General features: G+C 60.4%; 18 protein-coding genes. 11 read left to right on the top strand and 7 right to left on the bottom strand.

All coding sequences use genetic code 11. From position 1 onward, the window contains the following. Positions 1-15: 15 nt before the first annotated feature. Both AC5SEM_RS08280 and AC5SEM_RS08275 read right to left on the bottom strand, forming a co-directional pair. Positions 16-1,722, bottom strand: a complete 1,707-nt coding sequence (locus AC5SEM_RS08280) for a ShlB/FhaC/HecB family hemolysin secretion/activation protein (RefSeq protein WP_495472622.1) — start codon at positions 1,720-1,722, stop codon at positions 16-18. A 168-nt stretch (positions 1,723-1,890) separates the two neighbouring features. Further along, positions 1,891-2,340 (bottom strand): winged helix-turn-helix transcriptional regulator, encoded by a 450-nt coding sequence (locus AC5SEM_RS08275; protein WP_331695513.1) that lies wholly within the window; start codon positions 2,338-2,340, stop codon positions 1,891-1,893. A gap of 184 nt (positions 2,341-2,524) precedes the next feature. Between AC5SEM_RS08275 and AC5SEM_RS08270 the strand changes: the two genes are divergently transcribed. The 5 genes from AC5SEM_RS08270 to argE all read left to right on the top strand — a co-directional run bounded on the left by AC5SEM_RS08270 (position 2,525) and on the right by argE (position 7,340). After that, positions 2,525-3,343: an alpha/beta fold hydrolase gene (locus AC5SEM_RS08270; protein ID WP_077573305.1), complete on the top strand. Its 819-nt coding sequence runs from the start codon at positions 2,525-2,527 to the stop codon at positions 3,341-3,343. Positions 3,344-3,602: 259 nt separating this feature from the next. Next, entirely contained in the window at positions 3,603-4,922 is a 1,320-nt protein-coding gene (locus tag AC5SEM_RS08265; RefSeq protein ID WP_495472621.1) for a flavin-containing monooxygenase, read from the top strand. 58 nt (positions 4,923-4,980) lie between these two features. Beyond that, on the top strand, positions 4,981-5,397 hold the full coding sequence (locus tag AC5SEM_RS08260; RefSeq protein ID WP_099758743.1) for a RidA family protein: 417 nt from the start codon (positions 4,981-4,983) through the stop codon (positions 5,395-5,397). 120 nt (positions 5,398-5,517) lie between these two features. Beyond that, positions 5,518-6,195, top strand: a complete 678-nt coding sequence (locus AC5SEM_RS08255) for a DUF1028 domain-containing protein (protein WP_495472620.1) — start codon at positions 5,518-5,520, stop codon at positions 6,193-6,195. Beyond that, positions 6,192-7,340, top strand: a complete 1,149-nt coding sequence (gene argE / locus AC5SEM_RS08250; RefSeq protein WP_495472619.1) for an acetylornithine deacetylase — start codon at positions 6,192-6,194, stop codon at positions 7,338-7,340. Before AC5SEM_RS08255 ends, argE begins: the two co-directional genes overlap by 4 nt. Positions 7,341-7,358: 18 nt before the next feature. On the opposite strand, the gene AC5SEM_RS08245 is transcribed toward argE, so the two are convergent. Continuing rightward, positions 7,359-8,270 (bottom strand): LysR family transcriptional regulator, encoded by a 912-nt coding sequence (locus AC5SEM_RS08245; RefSeq protein WP_077573310.1) that lies wholly within the window; start codon positions 8,268-8,270, stop codon positions 7,359-7,361. Positions 8,271-8,504: 234 nt separating this feature from the next. On the opposite strand from AC5SEM_RS08245, the gene AC5SEM_RS08240 reads away from it, so the two are divergent. Continuing rightward, entirely contained in the window at positions 8,505-9,920 is a 1,416-nt protein-coding gene (locus AC5SEM_RS08240) for a purine-cytosine permease family protein (RefSeq protein WP_495472618.1), read from the top strand. 100 nt (positions 9,921-10,020) lie between these two features. Then, entirely contained in the window at positions 10,021-10,644 is a 624-nt protein-coding gene (locus AC5SEM_RS08235; RefSeq protein WP_495472617.1) for a glutathione S-transferase family protein, read from the top strand. Between the two features lie 6 nt (positions 10,645-10,650). Here the strand turns inward: AC5SEM_RS08235 and AC5SEM_RS08230 are convergent, their stop codons facing one another. Then, a complete protein-coding gene (locus AC5SEM_RS08230; protein ID WP_495472616.1) occupies positions 10,651-11,148 on the bottom strand; it encodes a winged helix-turn-helix transcriptional regulator in 498 nt (165 codons plus the stop codon). Positions 11,149-11,246: 98 nt separating this feature from the next. Here AC5SEM_RS08230 and AC5SEM_RS08225 point away from each other — a divergent pair, with 98 nt between their 5' ends. Together AC5SEM_RS08225 and AC5SEM_RS08220 are read left to right on the top strand one after the other, a co-directional pair. Further along, positions 11,247-11,885: a cysteine hydrolase family protein gene (locus tag AC5SEM_RS08225; protein WP_495472615.1), complete on the top strand. Its 639-nt coding sequence runs from the start codon at positions 11,247-11,249 to the stop codon at positions 11,883-11,885. After that, a complete protein-coding gene (locus AC5SEM_RS08220; RefSeq protein ID WP_495472614.1) occupies positions 11,882-13,447 on the top strand; it encodes an aldehyde dehydrogenase (NADP(+)) in 1,566 nt (521 codons plus the stop codon). Before AC5SEM_RS08225 ends, AC5SEM_RS08220 begins: the two co-directional genes overlap by 4 nt. A 27-nt stretch (positions 13,448-13,474) precedes the next feature. Here the strand turns inward: AC5SEM_RS08220 and ptrR are convergent, their stop codons facing one another. Continuing rightward, positions 13,475-14,353 (bottom strand): putrescine utilization regulator PtrR, encoded by an 879-nt coding sequence (gene ptrR, locus AC5SEM_RS08215; protein ID WP_495473451.1) that lies wholly within the window; start codon positions 14,351-14,353, stop codon positions 13,475-13,477. Between the two features lie 103 nt (positions 14,354-14,456). On the opposite strand from ptrR, the gene AC5SEM_RS08210 reads away from it, so the two are divergent. Next, the gene (locus AC5SEM_RS08210; RefSeq protein WP_495472613.1) at positions 14,457-15,848 is read left to right on the top strand and encodes an aldehyde dehydrogenase family protein; all 1,392 of its coding nucleotides are present in this window, start codon (positions 14,457-14,459) and stop codon (positions 15,846-15,848) included. 553 nt (positions 15,849-16,401) lie between these two features. On the opposite strand, the gene AC5SEM_RS08205 is transcribed toward AC5SEM_RS08210, so the two are convergent. Next, on the bottom strand, positions 16,402-17,946 hold the full coding sequence (locus AC5SEM_RS08205; RefSeq protein ID WP_495472612.1) for an MFS transporter: 1,545 nt from the start codon (positions 17,944-17,946) through the stop codon (positions 16,402-16,404). 203 nt (positions 17,947-18,149) lie between these two features. On the opposite strand from AC5SEM_RS08205, the gene AC5SEM_RS08200 reads away from it, so the two are divergent. Continuing rightward, a complete protein-coding gene (locus AC5SEM_RS08200; protein ID WP_495472611.1) occupies positions 18,150-19,040 on the top strand; it encodes a LysR family transcriptional regulator in 891 nt (296 codons plus the stop codon). 3 nt (positions 19,041-19,043) lie between these two features. Here the strand turns inward: AC5SEM_RS08200 and AC5SEM_RS08195 are convergent, their stop codons facing one another. Further along, positions 19,044-20,213 carry an acetyltransferase domain-containing protein gene (locus tag AC5SEM_RS08195; protein WP_495472610.1) on the bottom strand — a complete coding sequence of 390 codons (1,170 nt, stop codon included), beginning with the start codon at positions 20,211-20,213 and terminating at the stop codon, positions 19,044-19,046. Positions 20,214-20,428: the final 215 nt, after the last annotated feature.

Raw genomic sequence — 20,428 nt, 5'->3', positions numbered from 1 at the left:
CGGGGCAGGCGGTATTTAGAGGAAGAATTCCAGACGGAAGTAGATCGGTGCTTCACGCTCGGTCAGCGCAGCCGGGCGTTCCAGGGAGTGGGCAAACGTCACCCCGGCGGACAGGTGTTTGCCACGGGCAAACAGATCCAGCGAGTTGCTCGACATGCGCCCGTGCTGATCACCGTTGTATTGGTTGTTCTGAATCACGCCCTGGTCGTAACCCAGACTCGTGCCGTACTCGGTGAACACCGGTTGCAGCCACTCGACAGTGACCGGGCGCGACCAACGCAAATCATTGCGCCAGTAACCACCGCTGTCGCCGGACAGCGACTGATCCTTGTAGCCACGGATCGACGACGAGCCGCCGAGGCTGGTGCGTTGCGGGCTGAACAGCACATCTTCACTGCGCTGGCCGGTCATCAGGCTGCTGAAGCTGAACGACTCGCCCCAGAGCTTGAACGGCTGCAGGTAGCTCAGGGTTGCGGTGTATTTGCGGTAGCGTGCATTGGGCTCGCTTGGGCCGGGGTCGTGACTGCCCTGCGCATCGAAGGCGCCGATACCTTCCTGCATACCCGCGTCAAAGTTGACGAAAGCACTGCCGACCCGACGACCGTGGTTGAAGCCGAACTGCGCTTCGCTGATGCGGTTGCTGCTCAGTTTGAGCTTGCTGTCTTCGATGAAGTTATTGGTGCGCAGATACGACAGACCCGCGCTGAGCGAGGTCTTGCTGACGGCGTCGCGATGGATCACCCGCTCGGCGCGCAACTGATGGTTTTCGCTGTCGCCGGTCTGTTTGAAGTTGTAGAGGTTGGCGGCAATTTGCGAGCGGTATTCGCTCTGGCTGTAGGTGTAGCTGAAGGTCCACCAGCCCCACGGCAAGCTGTAATTGAGCATGGCGTTGTTGGAGGTGTGCTGATGGTCAGTCATCGCGTCGTGACCGCCACGCAGGCTCAACTGATCCGCCAGGCCGAGCGGGCTGTCCCAGTCAAACGTGGTGCCCCATTGCTGTTCACCGGTGCTGCGCTGGCCGTCGTTGTTGCGCGACAGCCCGACTCGCCATGGTTTCTGCGGCGTGTTGGTGACCAGCACTTCACTGCCACCGACGTTCTGGCCCGGCGCCAGCTCCATTTTTGCCTGATTGGATGGCAGGCGGTTGAGCTGATCGACCATTTGCTCGATCTCGCGCAGGTTGGCCAGTTCACCGGTTTTGCCGGGAAAGGCCATGGCCAGTTCGCGCTCCGAGAGCTGGCTGTTTTCCGCGCCTTTCATGCCTTCAAGCTTGCCTTCGACCACCAGCACTTGCAGGTGCCCGCTGGACAGATCCTGCTGCGGCAAGTAGGCGCGGCTGGTGACCAGGCCTTTCTCGATATAGTAATCGGTGATGACCTTGAGCAGCTCGTTGAGCTGAGGTACGCCCAGGCACTCACCGATATAGGGCTTGAGCAGACGGTTTTTTTCTTTGTCCGACAGGCTGTCGGCACCCTTGAGCTCAATGTCTTTGATCGGGAAACAACGGGTATCGGTGGGGGCAGCCGGTTGCGCAGGCTTGACGTCCTTGCCGGGCAGATCCTTGAGTTCTTCGAGGCGCCGCTGCTGTTCTTCGAGCAGGCGATTCTGGCGGTCACGGATAAGGTCGGTGTCACCGGGTGTAGGGGCCGCTACGGCAATCTGGAGTGGAGACAGGCACAGCAACGCTACGCACAACCTCGCCACGAGGGCGGGTGAGGACATGTTCGATCCCTCGAGACGAAAAGTGACATCAAAATAGTGGCGCGATATTAGATGGCCATCATTTTGACGTCAAACAATCGTTTCGACCATTTGTCGGGTTTGTAACGAGGAATGTACAAATGGGATCGCAGTCCCGCGAGGCATAGCCTGATTAAGCAGCGCCGCCTTTCAGTGTTCAACGCCCAGCCGCGTCGCGACGTCTTCCGGGGCCAGCACGCGACCATCGGCCGCCGTCAATTGCAGCTTGCGAATTGGCTGACGATCCTTTGCATCAACCATCACCGACCCTGGCTCACCCGGCGCATACATGAATTCACCGCCCCATTGCGACAGCGCGACGATCACGGTCTGCAAGGCTTTGCCACGCTCTGTCAGCACGTATTCCTTATAAGCCCCGCCGTCGGCGGCTGGCATCGCCTGCAGAATCCCCTGCTCCACCAGCCCCTTGAGGCGCGCGCTGAGCATGTTCTTGGCGATATCCAGACTCTTCTGGAAATCATTGAAACGCCGGATGCCATCCAGCGCGTCACGAATGATCAGCAGCGACCACCAGTCGCCAATCAGGTCCAGCGTGCGGGCGACCGGGCAGGCATTGCCCTGCAGGCTTTTGCGTTTCACTTGAACGTACTCCCTCGATTCATCAGTCGGCGATGCCGCTTTGGGTTGCATCATACAACTCTGGCGCGGATCCACGACTGAACTGCGCAAAACCAGCACCTGCATACAAGTAGCCGGATCGCTTTGCGCTGATAGTGAATGCCGCCATTCCGGCACTACCGCGAATCCTGAAGCAGGAGTTTCCATGAGCACCTTCACCACACAAGACGGTACCGAGATTTACTACAAGGACTGGGGCAGCGGTAAACCCGTGCTGTTCAGCCATGGCTGGCCACTGGATGCCGACATGTGGGAATACCAGATGGAATACCTGAGCAGCCGAGGCTATCGCACCATTGCGTTTGATCGTCGCGGTTTCGGCCGCTCAGATCAGCCGTGGACCGGTTATGACTACGACACTTTCGCCGATGACATCGCGCAACTGATCAACCATCTCGACCTGCGCGATGTGACGCTGGTGGGCTTTTCCATGGGTGGTGGCGACGTCAGCCGCTACATCGCCCGCCATGGCAGCGAGCGGGTTGCCGGTCTGGTGCTGTTGGGCGCCGTGACGCCACTGTTCGGTAAAAAAGCCGATTTCCCGCAGGGCGTCGACAGCTCGGTATTCGACGGGATCAAGTCCGGCCTGCTGAAGGATCGCGCGCAGTTCATCGCCGATTTCGCCGCGCCGTTCTATGGCACCAATCAGGGCCAGAAAGTCTCCGACGGCGTGCTCACGCAAACGTTGAATATCGCTCTGATGGCCTCGCTCAAAGGCACGGTGGATTGCGTCACGGCGTTCTCGGAAACCGACTTCCGCCCGGACATGGCCAAAATCGACGTGCCGACGCTGGTGATTCATGGCGACGGCGACCAGATCGTGCCGTTCGAAACTACCGGCAAACAGGCGGCGGCGCAGATCAAGGGCGCTGAACTGAAGGTTTACGCCGGGGCGCCGCATGGTTTTGCGGTGACGCATGCGCAGGCCTTGAATGAGGATCTGTTGGCGTTTCTCAATCGCTGAAACCGGCGCAGTGGTGAGCGCGGAGATTCTGCTCACCACTGCACGTCAGGCCAACCGGTTTTTTACCTCCCAACCCCGCAGCGACTATCTGCAAACCCCGTGTTTCAAGGGTTTCCCGGCGCTGCATCAGAATTTTATCTTCACATCCCAGCTTAATAATATTTTACCGATACCCCCCTCCTCCCTAGTCTGACCTCAAGCCAAACGGACAAGCCAACAGCGGCCCGAATCCCACTGCCTTGCTAGGAAGGATGTAGAGATGACCCCTGAAATAATAAAAACAGACACGCTGATCGTGGGTGCCGGCCAAGCGGGCGTGGCGATGAGCGAGCACCTGAGCAAACTCGGTGTGCCGCACCTGGTGCTGGAGCGCAATCGCATTGCCGAACGCTGGCGCACCGGGCGCTGGGACTCGCTGGTGGCCAACGGCCCGGCGTGGCACGACCGCTTCCCCGGCCTGGAATTCGATGACGTCGATCCCGACGGTTTCGCCCCGAAAGAGCGCGTAGCCGATTACTTCGAAGCCTATGCGAAGAAATTCAATGCACCGATCCGCACCGGCGTTGAGGTGAAAAGCGTGGTGCGCAATGTCGGTCGCCCGGGCTTCACTGTCCAGACGTCCGAAGGTGTGATCGAAGCCAACCGTGTGGTCGCCGCTACCGGACCGTTTCAAAAACCGGTGATCCCGGCAATTGCCCCGCAAGACGCACGTCTGTTGCAGATCCATTCCGCTGACTATCGCAACCCGCAGCAATTGCCGGCGGGTGCCGTGCTGGTGGTCGGAGCCGGTTCTTCCGGCGTGCAGATTGCCGATGAACTGCAACGTTCCGGCAAGCAGGTTTACCTGTCGGTCGGCGCTCACGACCGCCCGCCTCGCGCTTATCGCAATCGGGATTTCTGCTGGTGGCTGGGTGTGCTCGGTGAGTGGGATCAGGCAGCAATGAAACCGGGGCGCGAGCACGTGACCATCGCGGTCAGTGGCGCCCATGGCGGTCGCACCATCGATTTCCGTGGTCTAGCCCATCGCGGCATGACCCTGGTCGGCGTTACCGAATCGTTCAATAACGGCGTGGTGACCTTTAAGCAGGACCTCGTCGGCAATCTCACTCGCGGCGACGAAAACTACCTGGCGCTGCTGGATGCCGCCGATGCCTACATCGAACGCAACGGCCTCGATCTGCCGGAAGAACCGGAAGCGCGCCAAACCTATCCGGATCCCGAGTGCGTGAAAAACCCATTGGCCGATCTCGATCTGGCCAAGGCTGGCGTGACCTCGATCATCTGGGCCACCGGGTTCGCCGTGGATTATTCGTGGCTGCAAGTCGCGGCGTTCGACGACAAGGGCAAGCCTGTGCATCAGCGCGGCGTGTCGAGCGAGCCGGGCGTGTACTTCCTTGGTTTGCCATGGCAGTCGCGTCGCGGTTCGTCGTTTATCTGGGGCGTGTGGCACGACGCCAAACACGTCGCCGATCACATCGCCACCCAGCGCAAGTACCTCGACTATCGCGATGCCGAGCAGCGCGAGGCCGAGTTGCACCAGAACATCCACAGTAAAGCCGCCGATACCGTCGACGCTTGATTGCCTTTTTCGCTCCGACGCCGATTGCGCCGGGGCGCACCATCTTCAGGAGTTTCACATGAGTCAGCCAACCCACACGCGCATCCGCATGTTCAACACCAAAGACACTTACCCCAACCAGACGCTGGACAACGATTTGTGCCAGGCCGTGCGCGCCGGCAACACGGTGTATGTCCGTGGGCAGGTCGGCACTGATTTCGACGGCAATCTGATCGGTCTGGGTGATCCGCGTGCACAAGCCGAACAGGCCATGCGCAACGTCAAGCAACTGCTCGAAGAAGCCGGCAGCGACATGAGCCACATCGTCAAAACCACCACCTACCTGATCGACCCGCGTTATCGCGAGGCGGTGTATGGCGAAGTCGGCAAGTGGCTTAAAGGCGTGTTCCCGATTTCCACCGGGTTGGTGGTATCGGCGCTGGGGCAGCCGCAGTGGTTGATGGAGATTGATGTGATTGCGGTGATTCCTGAGTAAGGCATCACACCGAGTCGCGGCCTTCGCGAGCAGGCTCGCTCCCACAATGGAATGCATATCAAATGTGGGAGCGAGCTTGCTCGCGATGAGGCCAGTCCAGACACACAAGGAGTTCATTAGATGACCTTTTCAATCGCAGCCCGCTGCGCCGAAACCGGCCAGTTCGGTGTCGCCATCAGTTCCTCCAGCATCGCCGTCGGCGCCCGTTGCCCATGGCTGCTGCCGGGTGTCGGCGCAGTATCGAGCCAGAACATCACCCTGCCCTCCCTCGGCCCGGAAGTCCTCGCGCTGATGGAACAAGGTTTGGCGCCGGACGATGCGCTGGACAAAGTCCTCACGCGCAACGGCTACAGCCAGTACCGGCAGATCACGGCGATCAACCACCTCGGCCAGACCGCGCATTTCAGCGGTGCGCAAACCCTCGGTGTGCACAACGCCGTGAGCGGCGAACAATGCGTTGCCGCCGGCAACATGCTCGCCGGCCGTTCGGTGATCGAAGCCATGGTCAGTGCCTTTGAAGACGGTGAGGGTCAACTCGCTGATCGTCTGCTCAAAGCGCTGCAAGCCGCACAAGCTCTCGGTGGCGAAGCCGGGCCGGTGCATTCGGCCGCTGTCGTGGTGGTCGGCGAGCAGACCTGGCCGATCGTCAACCTGCGCGTCGACTGGGCCGATGAAGACCCGATCGGCCAGTTGCAAAAACTCTGGAACGCTTACGAGCCGCAGCTTCAGGACTACATCGACCGCGCCCTCGATCCGGCGAAAGCGCCGGGCTATGGCGTGGCCGGGGATGATCGATGAACAGCGTCGAGTTGCTCAAAGTGCTGGTGGGGTTCGATACCACCAGCCGTGAATCCAACTTGCAACTGATCGAATCAGTCCGCGATTACCTCGCGGGTTTCGACGTGCCGTGTGCGCTGATCTATAACGATGAGCGCAGCAAAGCCAACCTGTTCGCCACGATCGGCCCGGTGGATCAACCGGGCATTGTGCTGTCCGGGCATACCGATGTGGTGCCGGTCGATGGCCAGCCGTGGACGCTGCCGCCGTTCGAACTGAGCGAACGCGACGGCAAACTGTTCGGCCGTGGCACGGCGGACATGAAGGGCTACATCGCCTGCGTGCTGGCCTTGGTGCCGTCACTGGTTGAAACGCCGCTACGCATGCCGGTGCACATTGCCTTGTCCTATGACGAAGAAGTCGGCTGCCTCGGCGTGCGCTCGCTGCTGAAGGTCTTGCAGCAACGTCCGATCAAACCGCTGCTGTGCATCATCGGCGAACCGACCGAACTGAAACCGGTGCTCGGCCACAAGGGCAAACTGGCGATGCGCTGCGATGTGCAGGGCCATCCGTGCCATTCGGCGTATGCGCCGCTCGGGGTCAACGCGATTGAATACGCCGCCGAACTGATCGGCGAACTGGGTCGCCTCGGCCAGCAACTGAAAGCGCCGGAGCATCACGATGCGCGCTTCGACCCGCCCTACAGCACCGTGCAGACCGGTGTGATCAGCGGCGGCAAGGCCTTGAACATCGTGCCGGCCGATTGCCGATTCGACTTCGAAATCCGCGCCCTGCCCTCGCAGGATCCGGCGCTGGTTGCCGAGGCGCTGAAAGCCTATGCCGAACGCGAAGTGCTGCCGCGTATGCGCGCGGTCAGTGCGCAGAGTGATATTCGCTTCAGCGCCTTGTCGGCGTATCCAGGATTGGCCACCGATGCGCAAAGCCAGGCGGCGGAACTGATTTCAGCCTTCTGCGGCTCAAAGGATTTCGGCACCGTAGCGTTCGGTACCGAGGGTGGACTGTTTGATGCGGTGGGGATTCCCACGGTGGTCTGCGGCCCCGGCAGCATGGACCAGGGCCATAAACCCGATGAGTTTGTCAGCCTCGAACAGTTGCAGGCGTGCGATGCCATGCTCCAGCGCATGCTGGCGTTTATCAGCCTCTGACCAGCGGCTCGACGGCACTCACGGGTGCAGTCGGGCCAGTTCTTCACGGCAATGATCGACAAACAACTGCGCCGGTTTGGTCAGTTGCACACGACGCAGCCAGGCCGCCGACAATCCCGAACCGGTGACGTTTTCCGCCAGCGGTACACACACGACTTGCTGGCCGTCGTAGGTGTAGTCGCTGAACGGTTTGGTCACCAGAATCGAAAAGCCGAAACCATTGCCGACCATGCCGCGCACCATCTCGATCGACGGTGAGCTGAAGACGATGTTCGGCGTCAGCCCGCGCTCTTCGAAGATGCTCACGAAATAGGTGCGGCTCGGCACCACGTCGAGCAGGATCATCGGTTCCAGCACCAGATCATCCAGCGAGACCTTGGCCTGTTGTGCGAAACGGTGGCTGGCCGGCAGCAAAGCGTAAGGCTGTTGCGGCGGCATCAGCGGTGCGGTTTCGATAGTGCTGTCCAGATCGTGCTCGAACAGCATCGCCACGTCGATGCTGCCGGCGGTCAGCGCCTGCACCAGTTCTTGTTGCTCGCCATCACGAATGCGGATTTCCACCCCCGGCCAGCGCGCCTTGAAGCCGGCGATCAAGCGCGGCAAGTACAGTGGTGCGACGGTTTCGAAACAGCCGATATCGATCTGCCCCGCGACCACATCATTGTCGGCCAGCGCGTTCTGTTCGAACTCGTGGGCCACGCGCAGCAGCTCCAGCGCCTTGCGATAAAAGCGCGAACCGCTGGGCGTCAGAGAGACGCCTTGGGCGTGATGGCGGATGAACAACTGCACACCGAAGCTTTCTTCCAGATGCTTGATCGCGGTGGAAACCGACGGCTGCGCGATGTAGAGCTTGCGCGAGGCCTCGGCGACACTGCCGCAGTCGGCGGTGGTGACGAAGTATTTGAGCTGGCGCAGGTTGTAGGCAGCCATGTGAGTCTCCCGAAGAGCGCGAGTGTTCGCCCTGTTCCCTGGCGCACGATCAAACTTGAACATACCGGACACGGGCGCCAGCCGAAGCATATTTTTTTTAAGGTCTGAAGCAACAAACTTACTAATTTATCTATCCCGACGCTTTGCACATGATCGCTTCAACAAGAAATGCGCCGCCCGTGCCGGCGCTTGCCGAAGTACGTCCACGTACTCATCCTTGCCTTGGAGTTCGTCATGGCTACCCAAACAGCATCCTCCGCTCCGCTGATTGAAAAACACACGATAGGATACGTGCCCCCCGAAGATCGCCACGGAAAGGTCAGGGATCTGTTCACGCTCTGGTTCGGCGGCAACATCGCGCCGTTGCCCATCGTCACCGGTGCGCTGGGCGTGCAGTTGTTTCACTTGAATCTGCTCTGGGGCATCGTCGCCATTCTGGTCGGCCATCTGGTCGGCGGCGTGCTGATGGCACTGCACTCGGCGCAAGGCCCGCAGATGGGCATCCCGCAAATGATCCAGAGCCGCGCGCAGTTCGGCTCTCTTGGCGCGTTGCTGGTGGTGTTGATTGCCGGCGTCATGTACATCGGCTTTTTCGCCTCCAACATCGTGCTGGCCGGCAAGTCGCTGCACGGCGTGGTCGACAGCGTTCCAGTACCGGTCGGCATCGTCACTGGCGCAGTCGGTTCGGGAGTCATCGGCATCATCGGCTACCGCTTTATCCACGTGCTCAACCGCATCGGCACGTGGGTGTTGGGGATCGGCATCGTTGTCGGCTTCGGCTACATTTTCACCCATATTCAGACTGACGACTTCCTCACCCGTGGCAGCTTCAACCTGTCCGGCTGGCTGGCCACTGTGTCGCTCGCCGCGCTGTGGCAGATCGCGTTTGCGCCTTACGTGTCCGATTATTCGCGTTACTTGCCAGCCGACGTAAAAGTCTCATCGACATTCTGGACGACCTATCTGGGTTCAGCGCTGGGTTCGAGTCTGGCGTTTATTTTCGGCGCCGTTGCCGTGCTGGCAACCCCGGTGGGCATGGACACCATGGACGCGGTCAAACTCGCCACTGGCTCTATTGGCCCGCTGATGCTGGTGCTGTTCCTGCTCAGCGTGATCAGCCACAACGCCCTCAACCTGTACGGCGCGGTGCTGTCGCTGATCACTTTGGTGCAGACCTTCGCCTACCGCTGGATTCCTACCGCCAAGAGCCGCGCAGTGATCTCGATCATCGTCTTGCTGGCCTGCTGCTTTGCCGCCGTCGGCGCCTCGAAAGACTTTATCGGCCACTTCGTCGACATGGTGCTGGTGTTGTTGGTAGTGCTGGTGCCGTGGACCGCGATCAACCTGATCGACTTTTACGCGATCCACAAAGGCCAGTACGACATCCAGTCGATCTTCCAGGTCGACGGCGGCATCTACGGTCGCTACAACCCGCAGGCGTTGCTGGCTTACGCGATCGGCATCGCCGTGCAGATCCCGTTCATGAACACGCCGCTGTACGTCGGCCCGGTGTCGGCGCACATCAATGGCGCGGATCTGTCGTGGCTGGTGGGCTTGCTGGTGACCTCGCCGCTGTATTTCTGGCTGGCGAATCGGGACACATCCTACCGTCGGCGGATGATGGGCGGAAAACTGGCGAGCAGTCTGTGAGATTGATTTGATGAAAAACCAAGGCCCGCTTAGTGCGGGCCTTGTTTATTTCGGTATGGTATTTCTTCAAGCCTGAAGACTCTGAGGAAAGGGACATCCAATGCTGCGGATACTCGGTAAAGCCTCATCGATCAACGTGCGCAAAGTGCTGTGGACGTGCGCTGAATTGCGCATTCCTTTCGAGCGTGAAGACTGGGGATCGGGGTTCAGATCGACCAACGATTCGGAGTTTCTCGCGCTCAATCCCTGCGCCATGGTGCCGGTGATTCAGGACGGTGATTTCACGTTGTGGGAATCGAACACGATCATTCGCTATCTGGTCTCGCGCTACGACGGCACGCAGCTTTATCCGACGGAGCCGATGGCGCGGGCGCGGATTGATCAGTGGATCGATTGGCAGGCTTCGGAGCTGAATCGCTCGTGGTCGTACGCGTTTCTGTCGCTGGTGCGCCAGTCGCCGGAGCATCAGGACAGCGCCGCACTGGCAGCCGGTTGCCGGGACTGGGCGCGGAACATGGCCATCCTCGACCGACAACTGGAGAAGACCGGCGCCTACGTCAGCGGCGAGATGTTTTCACTGGCGGACATTCCCATCGGACTGTCGGTGAACCGATGGTTCGAAACACCATTGGCTCACCCGGATTTTGCCGCGGTGAAAGCCTATTACGAGCGCTTGAGCCTGCGTCCCGGCTACGTGCTGCACGGTAAAAACGGCACGCCTTGATCAAGGTTATTTGCTTTTGAACGCCTCACGCCGCGCCTGCCGTTCGGCGGCGTAGGCTGCTTGTGGCTGGCTGATCAGATCCTCCCGACGCAACAGTTCGCCGCAGTGCTCACACAGCGGCCCAAGGCCGGCGCTGTGGTTGCAGCTTTTGTGGGTCATGTTCACCGCCAGTCCCTCCTCCGGTGTTTTGCACCAGGTCTCTCCCCACGCCCGCAGCGCAATGATCACCGGGTAGAACGCCTCGCCTTTCGCGGTGAGGTGGTACTCGTAGCGTTTCGGTCGCTCGTTGTACAAGCGTCGTTCGACCAACCCATCCGCTTCCAGACATTTCAGACGCGCGGCGACCATCTGCGGCGTACCGCCCGTCTGCGCCTGGATCTCGTCATAGCGATGATTGGCCATGAACAACTCGCGCAAAACCAGCACCGTCCAGCGGTCGCCGACGATCGTCTCGGCCCGGGAGATCGGGCACAGCGTGTCAGGAAGACTATCGTTTACTGCCATCAGGGCTTGCCTCTTTTACAGTTACTATGATTATCATATCTAAACGATGCCAGGACAAGCCCTGTGCACCGATAATCTCATTGCCGGAGCAAGCAGCCATGTCGAATACCCCCTATCCACTGGACAAAACCGCCTACCTGTTGGTCGATCCGTACAACGATTTTCTGTCGGACGGCGGCAAGATTTTCCCTCTGATCAAACCCATGGCCGAACAGAACGGCCTGCTCGACAACCTGCGCAAACTCGACCGCACCGTGCGCGACTTGAAAATTCCGGTGGTCATCGTACCCCATCACCGCTGGGAAAAAGGCGACTACGAAACCTGGGATCACCCGACCCCGACGCAATGCAAAATCATGCACATGCATCATTTTGCCCGGGGCGAATGGGGCGGCGAATGGCACCCGGATTTTGCGCCGAAGGACGGCGACATCGTGGTTCAAGAACACTGGGGTTCCAGTGGTTTCGCCAACACCGACCTGAATTTTCGCCTGAAGCAGCAAGGCGTCACCCACGTGATCATCGTCGGCCTGCTGGCCAACACCTGCATCGAAGCCACCGCGCGCTATGCCTCGGAACTGGGCTACCACGTCACCCTCGTACGCGATGCAACAGCGGCCTTCAAAGCAGAAATGATGCACGCCGCCCACGAGCTCAACGGCCCGACATTCGCTCACGTGATTGCCAGCACGGACGAACTGATTGCCAACCTCAAATCACAGGGTGAAGCGCAATGAGTCTGACCGGCCATTTGCTGATTGGCGCGGCGGATGTGGCCGCCACCGAAGGCACGATGAAAGCGCTGAACCCGGCCACCGATCAACTGCTAGAACCGGACTTCGCTTTCGGCGGTGCGGCACAGGTTGATCAGGCAGTCACTCTCGCCGACGCGGCGTTCGACCGCTACAGCCACACCTCGCTGGCCGAGCGTGCCGCGTTTCTCGAGAGCATCGCTGACAATCTCGATGAAGTACGCAGCGAACTGGCGGCACGCGCGGCACTGGAAACCGGACTGCCCGAAGCTCAGTTTGAGGGCGAAGCGTTGAGAGCAGCGACCCAGTTCCGCCAGTTCGCCGATGTGGTGCGCCGGGGCCGCTTTCTGCGACTGGCGATCGACCCGGCGCAACCTCAGCGTCAGCCGCGCCCACGGATGGATCATCGCCTGCAAAAAATCGCCATCGGTCCGGTAGCGATTTTCGGCGCGAGCAACTTCCCGATCTCCTACTCGGTGGCGGGTGGCGATACCGCGTCGGCACTGGCGGCCGGGGCGCCGGTGATTCTCAAGGCGCACAACGCCCATCCCGGCGCCTCGGAAATCCAGGCCCGCGCCATTCGCAAAGCCGTGCAGGCGCAGGGTTTGCCCGAAGGTGTTTTCTCGATGGTGCGTGGTGGCGGCAATGCCATTGGCGAAGCGCTGGTCGATCATCCGTTGATCAAGGCTGTGACCTTCACCGGCTCCGAACCAGGTGGCATGGCGCTCTACCGCCGCGCGCAATTGCGCCCCGAGCCGATCCCGGTGTTCACCGAAATGACCAGCGTCAACCCGACCTTCATCCTGCCCGAGGCACTGGCGGCTCGCGGCGCCGAAATCGGCGACGGCTTTATCGAACGGATGCTGGTCAACGTCGGCCAGGCCTGTTTGTGCCCATCGATCCTGATCGCCATCCGCGGTGCGGGGTTTGATGAGCTGCGCAGCGCCATGCGCAAACGGGTCAGCGCGGCACCGGCGCGGACGATGCTGACGCCGGGCATTCATGGCGCCTACGTCGCGGGTCTGAGGGTGATGGAAGGTGCCGGCGCGCAGGTGATCGCGGCAGGCACGCCAGCCGATGCCACGTTCGCCGGACGTGCTGCGTTGCTGGAAGTCGAGGGACACCAATTGCTCAGCGAACCGGGGTTGGCCCACGAAGTGTTTGGCCCGTCGGCACTGTTGGTATCGGTCAGTGATGAAGCTGAGCTGCTGGCAATCGCCCGTTCGTTCAAGGGACAGCTCAGCGCGGCGATTCACCTTGAAAGTGTCGATCTGGGATTGGCGCGGCGCCTGCTGCCGATTCTCGAACGCCGCACTGGACGCATCGTGGTCAACGCCTTCGCCCACCCACAGGAAGTGACCTTTGCTACGGTGCACGGCGGCCCTTTTCCGGCTACATCGGACAGCCGCTTCACTTCGGTCGGCATGACTTCGATTGAGCGCTTCTTGCGACCCGTGGCTTATCAGGGTTTTCCGGATGAGTTACTGCCAGAAGTGTTGCGCGAAGGTAATCCGCTGAACGTGCCGCGCAGCGTCGACGGGCAATAACGGCGATCCAGTGCGCGGCAGACGCGATCATGCATCTGCGCGCACCACCCCGCGCTGTTCCAGCAAACGCACAAACATGCTCAGACTGCGCGACACCGTGCCCCGTCGCCACACCAGCCAAGTGGTCAAATATCGAAAATCCGCCGCCAATGGCCAGACGCTGACGGTCGCACTCCCGGGCATGCTCTGCAGCATTTTGCGCGGCATCAGCGCCAGTCCGGCACCGGCGCTGACGCAGGCGAGCATGCCGTGATAGGACTCCATTTCGAAAATCTTGCCCGGTACGGCAGCGTCAGTGCTGAACCATTTTTCAAAGTGGTGACGGTAGGAGCAGTTGGAACGGAAGGCATAAATGTTCTCGCCGTTTACGTCCGCCGCGCGCTTGACGGGCGCATGATTGATGGGGGCGATGATGACCATTTCCTCCTCGAACGCCGGCACGCCTTCCAGCGCTGGATGCAGCACCGGGCCGTCGACAAATGCCGCCGCGAGTCGCCCGGAAAGCACACCGTCGAGCATCGTCCCCGATGGCCCCGTCGAGAGGTCGAGATCGACTTTCGGGTGCAACTGGTTGTACGCCGCGAGCAACTCGGGGATGCGCACCGCCGCTGTGCTTTCCAGCGAACCCAACGGAAACGCGCCTTGCGGTTCTTCACCTGCCACCGTCGCCCGAGCCTCCTGCACCAGGTCGAGAATCCGTCGCGCATACTCAAGAAAACTCCACCCGGCCGGCGACAAGCGCAAACGACTTTTCTCACGGATAAACAGATCAACCCCGAGATCCTGCTCAAGTTGCTTGATCCGCGTGGTCAGGTTCGACGGCACGCGATGGATCTGCGCGGCGGCGGCGCTGATGCTGCCGTGTTCGGCAACGGCTTTGAAGATTTCCAGCTGCACCAGATCCATAGTCATTCTCCAATCGTGAAAGAAACGATCTTTATTATTCAGTTTCCAGAAAACAAACACCACCCTACTCTAGGCTCATCCGACGAACCTGCAGGACGATGCCATGAGCCAGATTTCCAGCCAGACCCACGCCATCTCGATCAACCCCGCCAACGGCGAGCAGATCGGTCATTACGCGTTTGAATCCGCCGCTGCCCTCGACGCCGCACTGACCCGCGCCGCTTATGGTTTCGGCAAATGGAAGCGCAAGCCGCTGCAGGATCGCTCGCACTTGCTGACCGCCCTCGCCGGTGCGCTGCGTGAAACCAGCGATGCCATGGCCACCATGATCACTCTGGAAATGGGCAAGCCGATCGCCCAGGCTCGCGGTGAAATCGAGAAATGCGCCAAGCTCTGCGAGTGGTACGCCGAACACGGCCCGGCCATGCTCGATGCCGAACCGACTCAGGTTGAAGGCGGCAAGGCGCGCATCGAGTACCGTCCGCTCGGCCCGATTCTCGCGGTGATGCCGTGGAACTTCCCGATCTGGCAGGTATTGCGCGGTGCCGTGCCGGCGCTGATCGCTGGCAACACTTACGTGCTCAAGCACGCGCCGAATGTGATGGGCAGCGCCTACCTGTTGCGCGACGCCTTTACCCGCGCCGGTTTCGCCGATGGCGTGTTTGAAGTGATCAACGTCACCCCGGAAGGCGTTTCCACCGCCATCGCTGACCCACGCATCGCTGCTGTGACCCTGACCGGCAGCGTCCGTGCCGGTATGGCCATCGGTGCTCAGGCCGGTGCCGCGTTGAAGAAATGCGTGCTGGAACTGGGCGGTTCCGATCCGTTTATCGTGCTCAACGACGCCGATCTGGATGAGGCGGTGCAAGCCGCCGTTATTGGTCGCTATCAGAACTCCGGTCAGGTTTGCGCCGCTGCGAAACGCCTGATCATCGAAGAAGGCGTGGTCGAAGAGTTCACCCGTAAATTCGTCGAGGCCACGCGTAAATTGAAGGTCGGAGATCCGCTGTCTGCCGAGACCTACATCGGCCCGATGGCACGCTTCGACCTGCGTGATGAGCTCGACCAGCAAGTGCGCGACACTCTGGAAGAAGGCGCCACCCTGCTGCTCGGCGGCGGCAAGTCCGAAGGCCCGGGTAACTACTACGAGCCGACCGTGCTGGCCGACGTCACCGACCGCATGACCTCGTTCAAACAGGAACTGTTCGGCCCGGTCGCGTCGATCATCACCGCCCGTGATTGCGCGCATGCCGTGGCCCTTGCCAACGACAGCGAGTTCGGCCTGACCGCAACCATTTACACCGCCAACGTCGCACTGGCCCAGCAACTGACCAGCGAACTGGACACCGGCGGCGTGTTCATCAACGGCTACTCCGCCAGCGACCCGCGCGTGACCTTTGGTGGTGTGAAGAAGAGCGGTTTCGGACGTGAACTGTCGCACTTCGGCGTGCGCGAGTTCTGCAACGCGCAGACCGTTTGGCTGGATCGCAAATAACCCACACACTTGAAAAACCTGTGGGAGCGAGCCTGCTCTCACAATACTCAGCAGTGCTGTCACTTTCTTTGCTCACACCAAACCCTGTAGGAGTGAGCCTGCTCGCGATGAGGCCGGCCCAGTAACCATCTCCATTGTCTGAACCACCGACATCGCGAGCAGGCTCACTCCTACATTGATCGGTGTAATGCTCATCATTCCTGCCCGGCACAAAACCCTGTGGGAGCGGTTTCGGACGTGAACTGTCGCACTTCGGCGTGCGCGAGTTCTGCAACGCGCAGACCGTTTGGCTGGATCGCAAATAATCCAGACACCGGAAAAACCTGTAGGAGTGAGCCTGCTCGCGATGAGGTCGGCCCAGTCACCATCTCCATTGTCTGAGCCACCGACATCGCGAGCAGGCTCACTCCTACATTGATCGGTGTAATCCCCATCATTCCTGCCCGACACAAAACCCTGTGGGAGCTGGCTTGCCAGCGATGGCGATGCATCAGCCGATATTTATGCCGACTGATACTCCGCTTTCGCGAGCAGGCTCGCTCCCACATTGGCTTTATGCGGCAGCCTGTTGCGGCTCGGCGACGCTGCGATCTTTGCTCAACAAACCCAGCACCACCGCTGCCGACACTAGTGTGATGACCGTCAGGATATGCAGCAGATATTGAAACGCTGACGCATAACCTTGCACCAGACGCTCGTTGGCCAGACCTGGCACGGTGTTGATCGCATGCGCCATATCACCCGTGGTCACCCGGTGCGCGGTCTCGGCAATCAACGAGGCTTCGGCGCTACCCGTCAGCGCGTGTACCGCACTCGACAGATCAGCGTGCAGCAATGACGCCAGCACTGCCGCGACAATCGCCAAGGCAATCCCCTCACCCGCGACCCGCACAGTGCTGAAGATGCCCGCCGCCATGCCGGCACGTTCTTTCGGCACGACACTGACCGACAAACCATCCATCAGCCCCCACGGCAAACCGGCGCCAACACCGATCAGCAGCATCGGCACCACCAGCGCGAATTTCGCCTCACCGACGGTGTACAGGCTCAGCCAGTGCAGGCCCACGGCGGCAATCAGGAACCCGGCGCCAGACAAAATGCCGGCGGAAATAAAACGCGCCAGCGACGCGGCGAGCATCGGTACCACCAGCATCGGTGCGGACAACGCCAGTAACAGCAGACCGGCATCGATCTCGCTCAAGCCCTCAACGCCGATGAAACGCAGCGGCAACATCACCACCAGCACGATGTAGCAGAAACAAGTGCCGATCGGCAGCATCTGCACACCAATGAATCGCGGATAACGGAACAGGGTCAGATCGAGCATCGGCCGTTCGACACGCATTTCGACGAGTACGAACGTCGCCAGCAACACCGCCGAAGCACCCAGCAAACCGATGACCAGCGGACTGTCCCAACCACTGTCCGGCGCCTGAATCAGGCCAAACGTGAACAGCGCCAGCATTGCGCTGAACAGCAGCGTGCCCGGCCAGTCCAGCCCTTTGGCCTCCGGATCACGGGTTTCGCGCATGCGTGGCAGACCGAAGACCATCGCGATCCCACCAATCAACGCCGTAAAGACAAAAATCGCCCGCCAGTTGAAGACCTCGATCAACGCCCCGGCCACCAAGGGTCCGAAGGCCAGACCAATGCCGAACGTGGTGCCGAGCACGCTGTACGCGCGGGTCCGGGCATGCCCTTCGAACTCCTGCGCCAACGCCGCCGAACCACTGGCCAGCGCCGCCGCCCCCGCCACACCTTGAACGGCGCGCAATACATCCAACCAGAACACCGAAGGCGCCAGACTCTGCGCGATCGAGGCGGCGGTAAACAGCAGCATGCCAAAGGTGAACAGGCGTTTGCGTCCATAAACATCAGCCAATGCGCCGGCGGCCATCAGCAAACTGCCGAACGTCAACATGAACGCATTGGTGATCCAGGTCAGCGCCACCGGACTACCGCCCAAGTCACGGCCGATGGCCGGTGTCGCCACCGCACCGCCAGTAAAACTTAACGGCAGGACCAGTGCCGAGAGGCACACGGCCGCGAGTATGAGCAACTTGTCGCGCGCTCCGTGCGGCTGAGTCATAGCGTTCATCATTCCATCCTTTGAGCAATCAAAAAGCTGCATAACGCAGCGAATAAGGCGCGAAATCCGCAGAAAAATCCACCACCGTTTCCAGTCGATAAAAAAGAAAGCGAGCAGCCTCAAATCTTGTCGACGTTGATGCGACTTTAAAGCCGTGCTACTGATGCGATAATCCCAATAATTTTGCATGACTTTGTGAAAGGCGTTCACAGATGAAATCACCTTCGGCGGCAGATCTGTCCGTGTTCCTGTGTACCGCGCAACATCTGAACTTCAGCAAAGCGGCCATTGAGTTGGGCCTCACGCCTTCCGCCCTGAGCCATTCGGTGAAAGCGCTGGAAAACCGTCTAGGCGTGCGCCTGTTCAATCGCACCACCCGCAGCGTGGCGTTGACTGAGGCTGGCGAACGCCTGTATGCCCGACTGAAACCGGCATTCCGCGACATCGACGATGCGCTGGAAGATCTCAACCATTTCCGCGACAAACCCTCGGGCAACTTGCGCATCACCTCGGGGCGGCAAGCCTGCGAACTGGTGTTGCTGCCAATTGCCAGTGAGTTTTTGCAGCTGTACCCGGACATTCGTCTGGAAGTGGTCGAGAGCGATGCGCTGCTGGACATCGTCGCCAACGGCTTCGATGCCGGTGTGCGCTTCGGCGATCGCCTGGAGGCCGACATGGTGTCGCTGCCGATCGGCCCGACGATGCGCTCGGTGGTGGTCGGTTCACCGGCATTTTTCGAGCGCCACGCGGCACCGCAAAAGCCCGAGGACCTGCACGCACTGCCGTGCATCCGCCACCGTTACCCCAGCGGTTCGATGTATCGCTGGGAGCTCGAGCGCGGCGGCATCGCCCAGGAAATCGAAGTCAATGGCCCGCTGACTCTTGGCGATGTCAGCCTGATGATCGGGCCCGCGCTGCAAGGGCTGGGCCTGGCCTATGTGTTCGAAGACATGGTCAGCGAACACCTCGCCAGCGGGCGCCTTGTGCAAGTGCTGGCTGACTGGTGCCCGTACTATCCGGGTCTGCACTTGTACTACCCGAGCCGGCGTCATGTGCCGGCAGCGCTGAGGGCGTTTATCGACTTCGTGCGCAACCGGCACTAGCGCTTACAGATACTTCAGCCAGGCGATGTCGCGGCGGCGGGCCTTCAATGCCGAGAACCAGCGTACGGCCGGGAACAGCGCAATCGCCAGAATGACTGCGGCCAGCCAGATTGCCGAGACGGACGAAAAACCGAAATAGCTGTCCTGATTCAGCCCGAACAAGGCCACGCCGATCAGGTACAACACCTTCAACGTGTACAGGTGCAGCAGGTAGAAAAACATCGGCGCCGAACCGAACACGGTCAACCAGCGAATCCAGCGACGATCCTGTACACGCTCGAAGGCCAGTAGCAGCAACAGCCCGACGCTCACGGTCAGCGCGATAAACAGCAACGACGGCGGGTACTTGGTGATGTTGAAAAAGCTCATCAGGGTTTGCACCGACGTGTCGCCCACGGCCCACGGTTTCTCGCCATAGCCGTTGATCAGCCGCAGTCCGACAAAACCCAGCAGCCCGGCGCTCCCCGCGATCAGCAGTTGCCACTGACGCAAACCCGCTTCAACGCCGCGAGCGAACCACGGCCCCAGCGCATAACCGAGACCGATCACGCCGATCCACGGCAACAACGGATAGGAGGTGCGCAGGCGCAGAGTGTCGCTGACGTCGATCCAGCCGCGATCATGCAAAATCGCCCAAGGTACATGCAGCGCCGACTCCACCGGGAAATGCACAGTGTCGAGCAGGTTGTGTCCGGCGATGATCATCAGGCTCAACGTCAGCAACAGCCAGCGTGGCAGCCAGACCAGCAGCGACAAGGCGATCATGCTCAAGCCGATCGCCCAGATCACTTGCAGATAAATCACACTCGGTGGCAGCTGGAAGGTCCACGCGAAGTTCACCAGGGTGAATTCCAGCAGCACCAGAAACAGACCACGCTTGAACAGAAAGGCGCTGACATCAGACTTGCCCGCGTACTTTTCACCGAACAGCCACGCCGACAATCCCGTCAGCAGCACGAACACCGGCGCACACAGATGCGCCAACGTGCGACTGAAAAACAGCGCCGGCTCGGTGCTGGCAATGTCCATCGGGTCGCTGACCTGGCGATGCAGCAAAAAGGTTTCGCGCACGTGGTCGAGCAGCATGAACAGAATGACCAAGCCTCTGAGGGCGTCAATGGACAGCAGCCGGCCATTGGCCAACGGGGCAGAACGAGGAAGCACAATCGTCATGAGCGTTTCGCAATCGAAGGGTTAACAGCAGGCGCCCAAAAGGAACACCGCTAAAAATTCACGTTACCTTATAACAATAAATAGCAAAAGCCCAAGCCCAATCGATAGCGATTCTCAGAAAAACGTCGGTTGATCCAGCCGCACAAGTTGCCCAATAGCCTCAGGCTTCTATAGTGATCAAGTCCCCTGCCCTTGCGGCTGCTGTCGAGCGTTGT

The sequence above is a fragment of the Pseudomonas sp. CH61 genome, from assembly GCF_059429415.1.
Note: the sequence above shows the minus strand (reverse complement) of the source record. Positions and strands in the feature narration are given on the sequence as shown.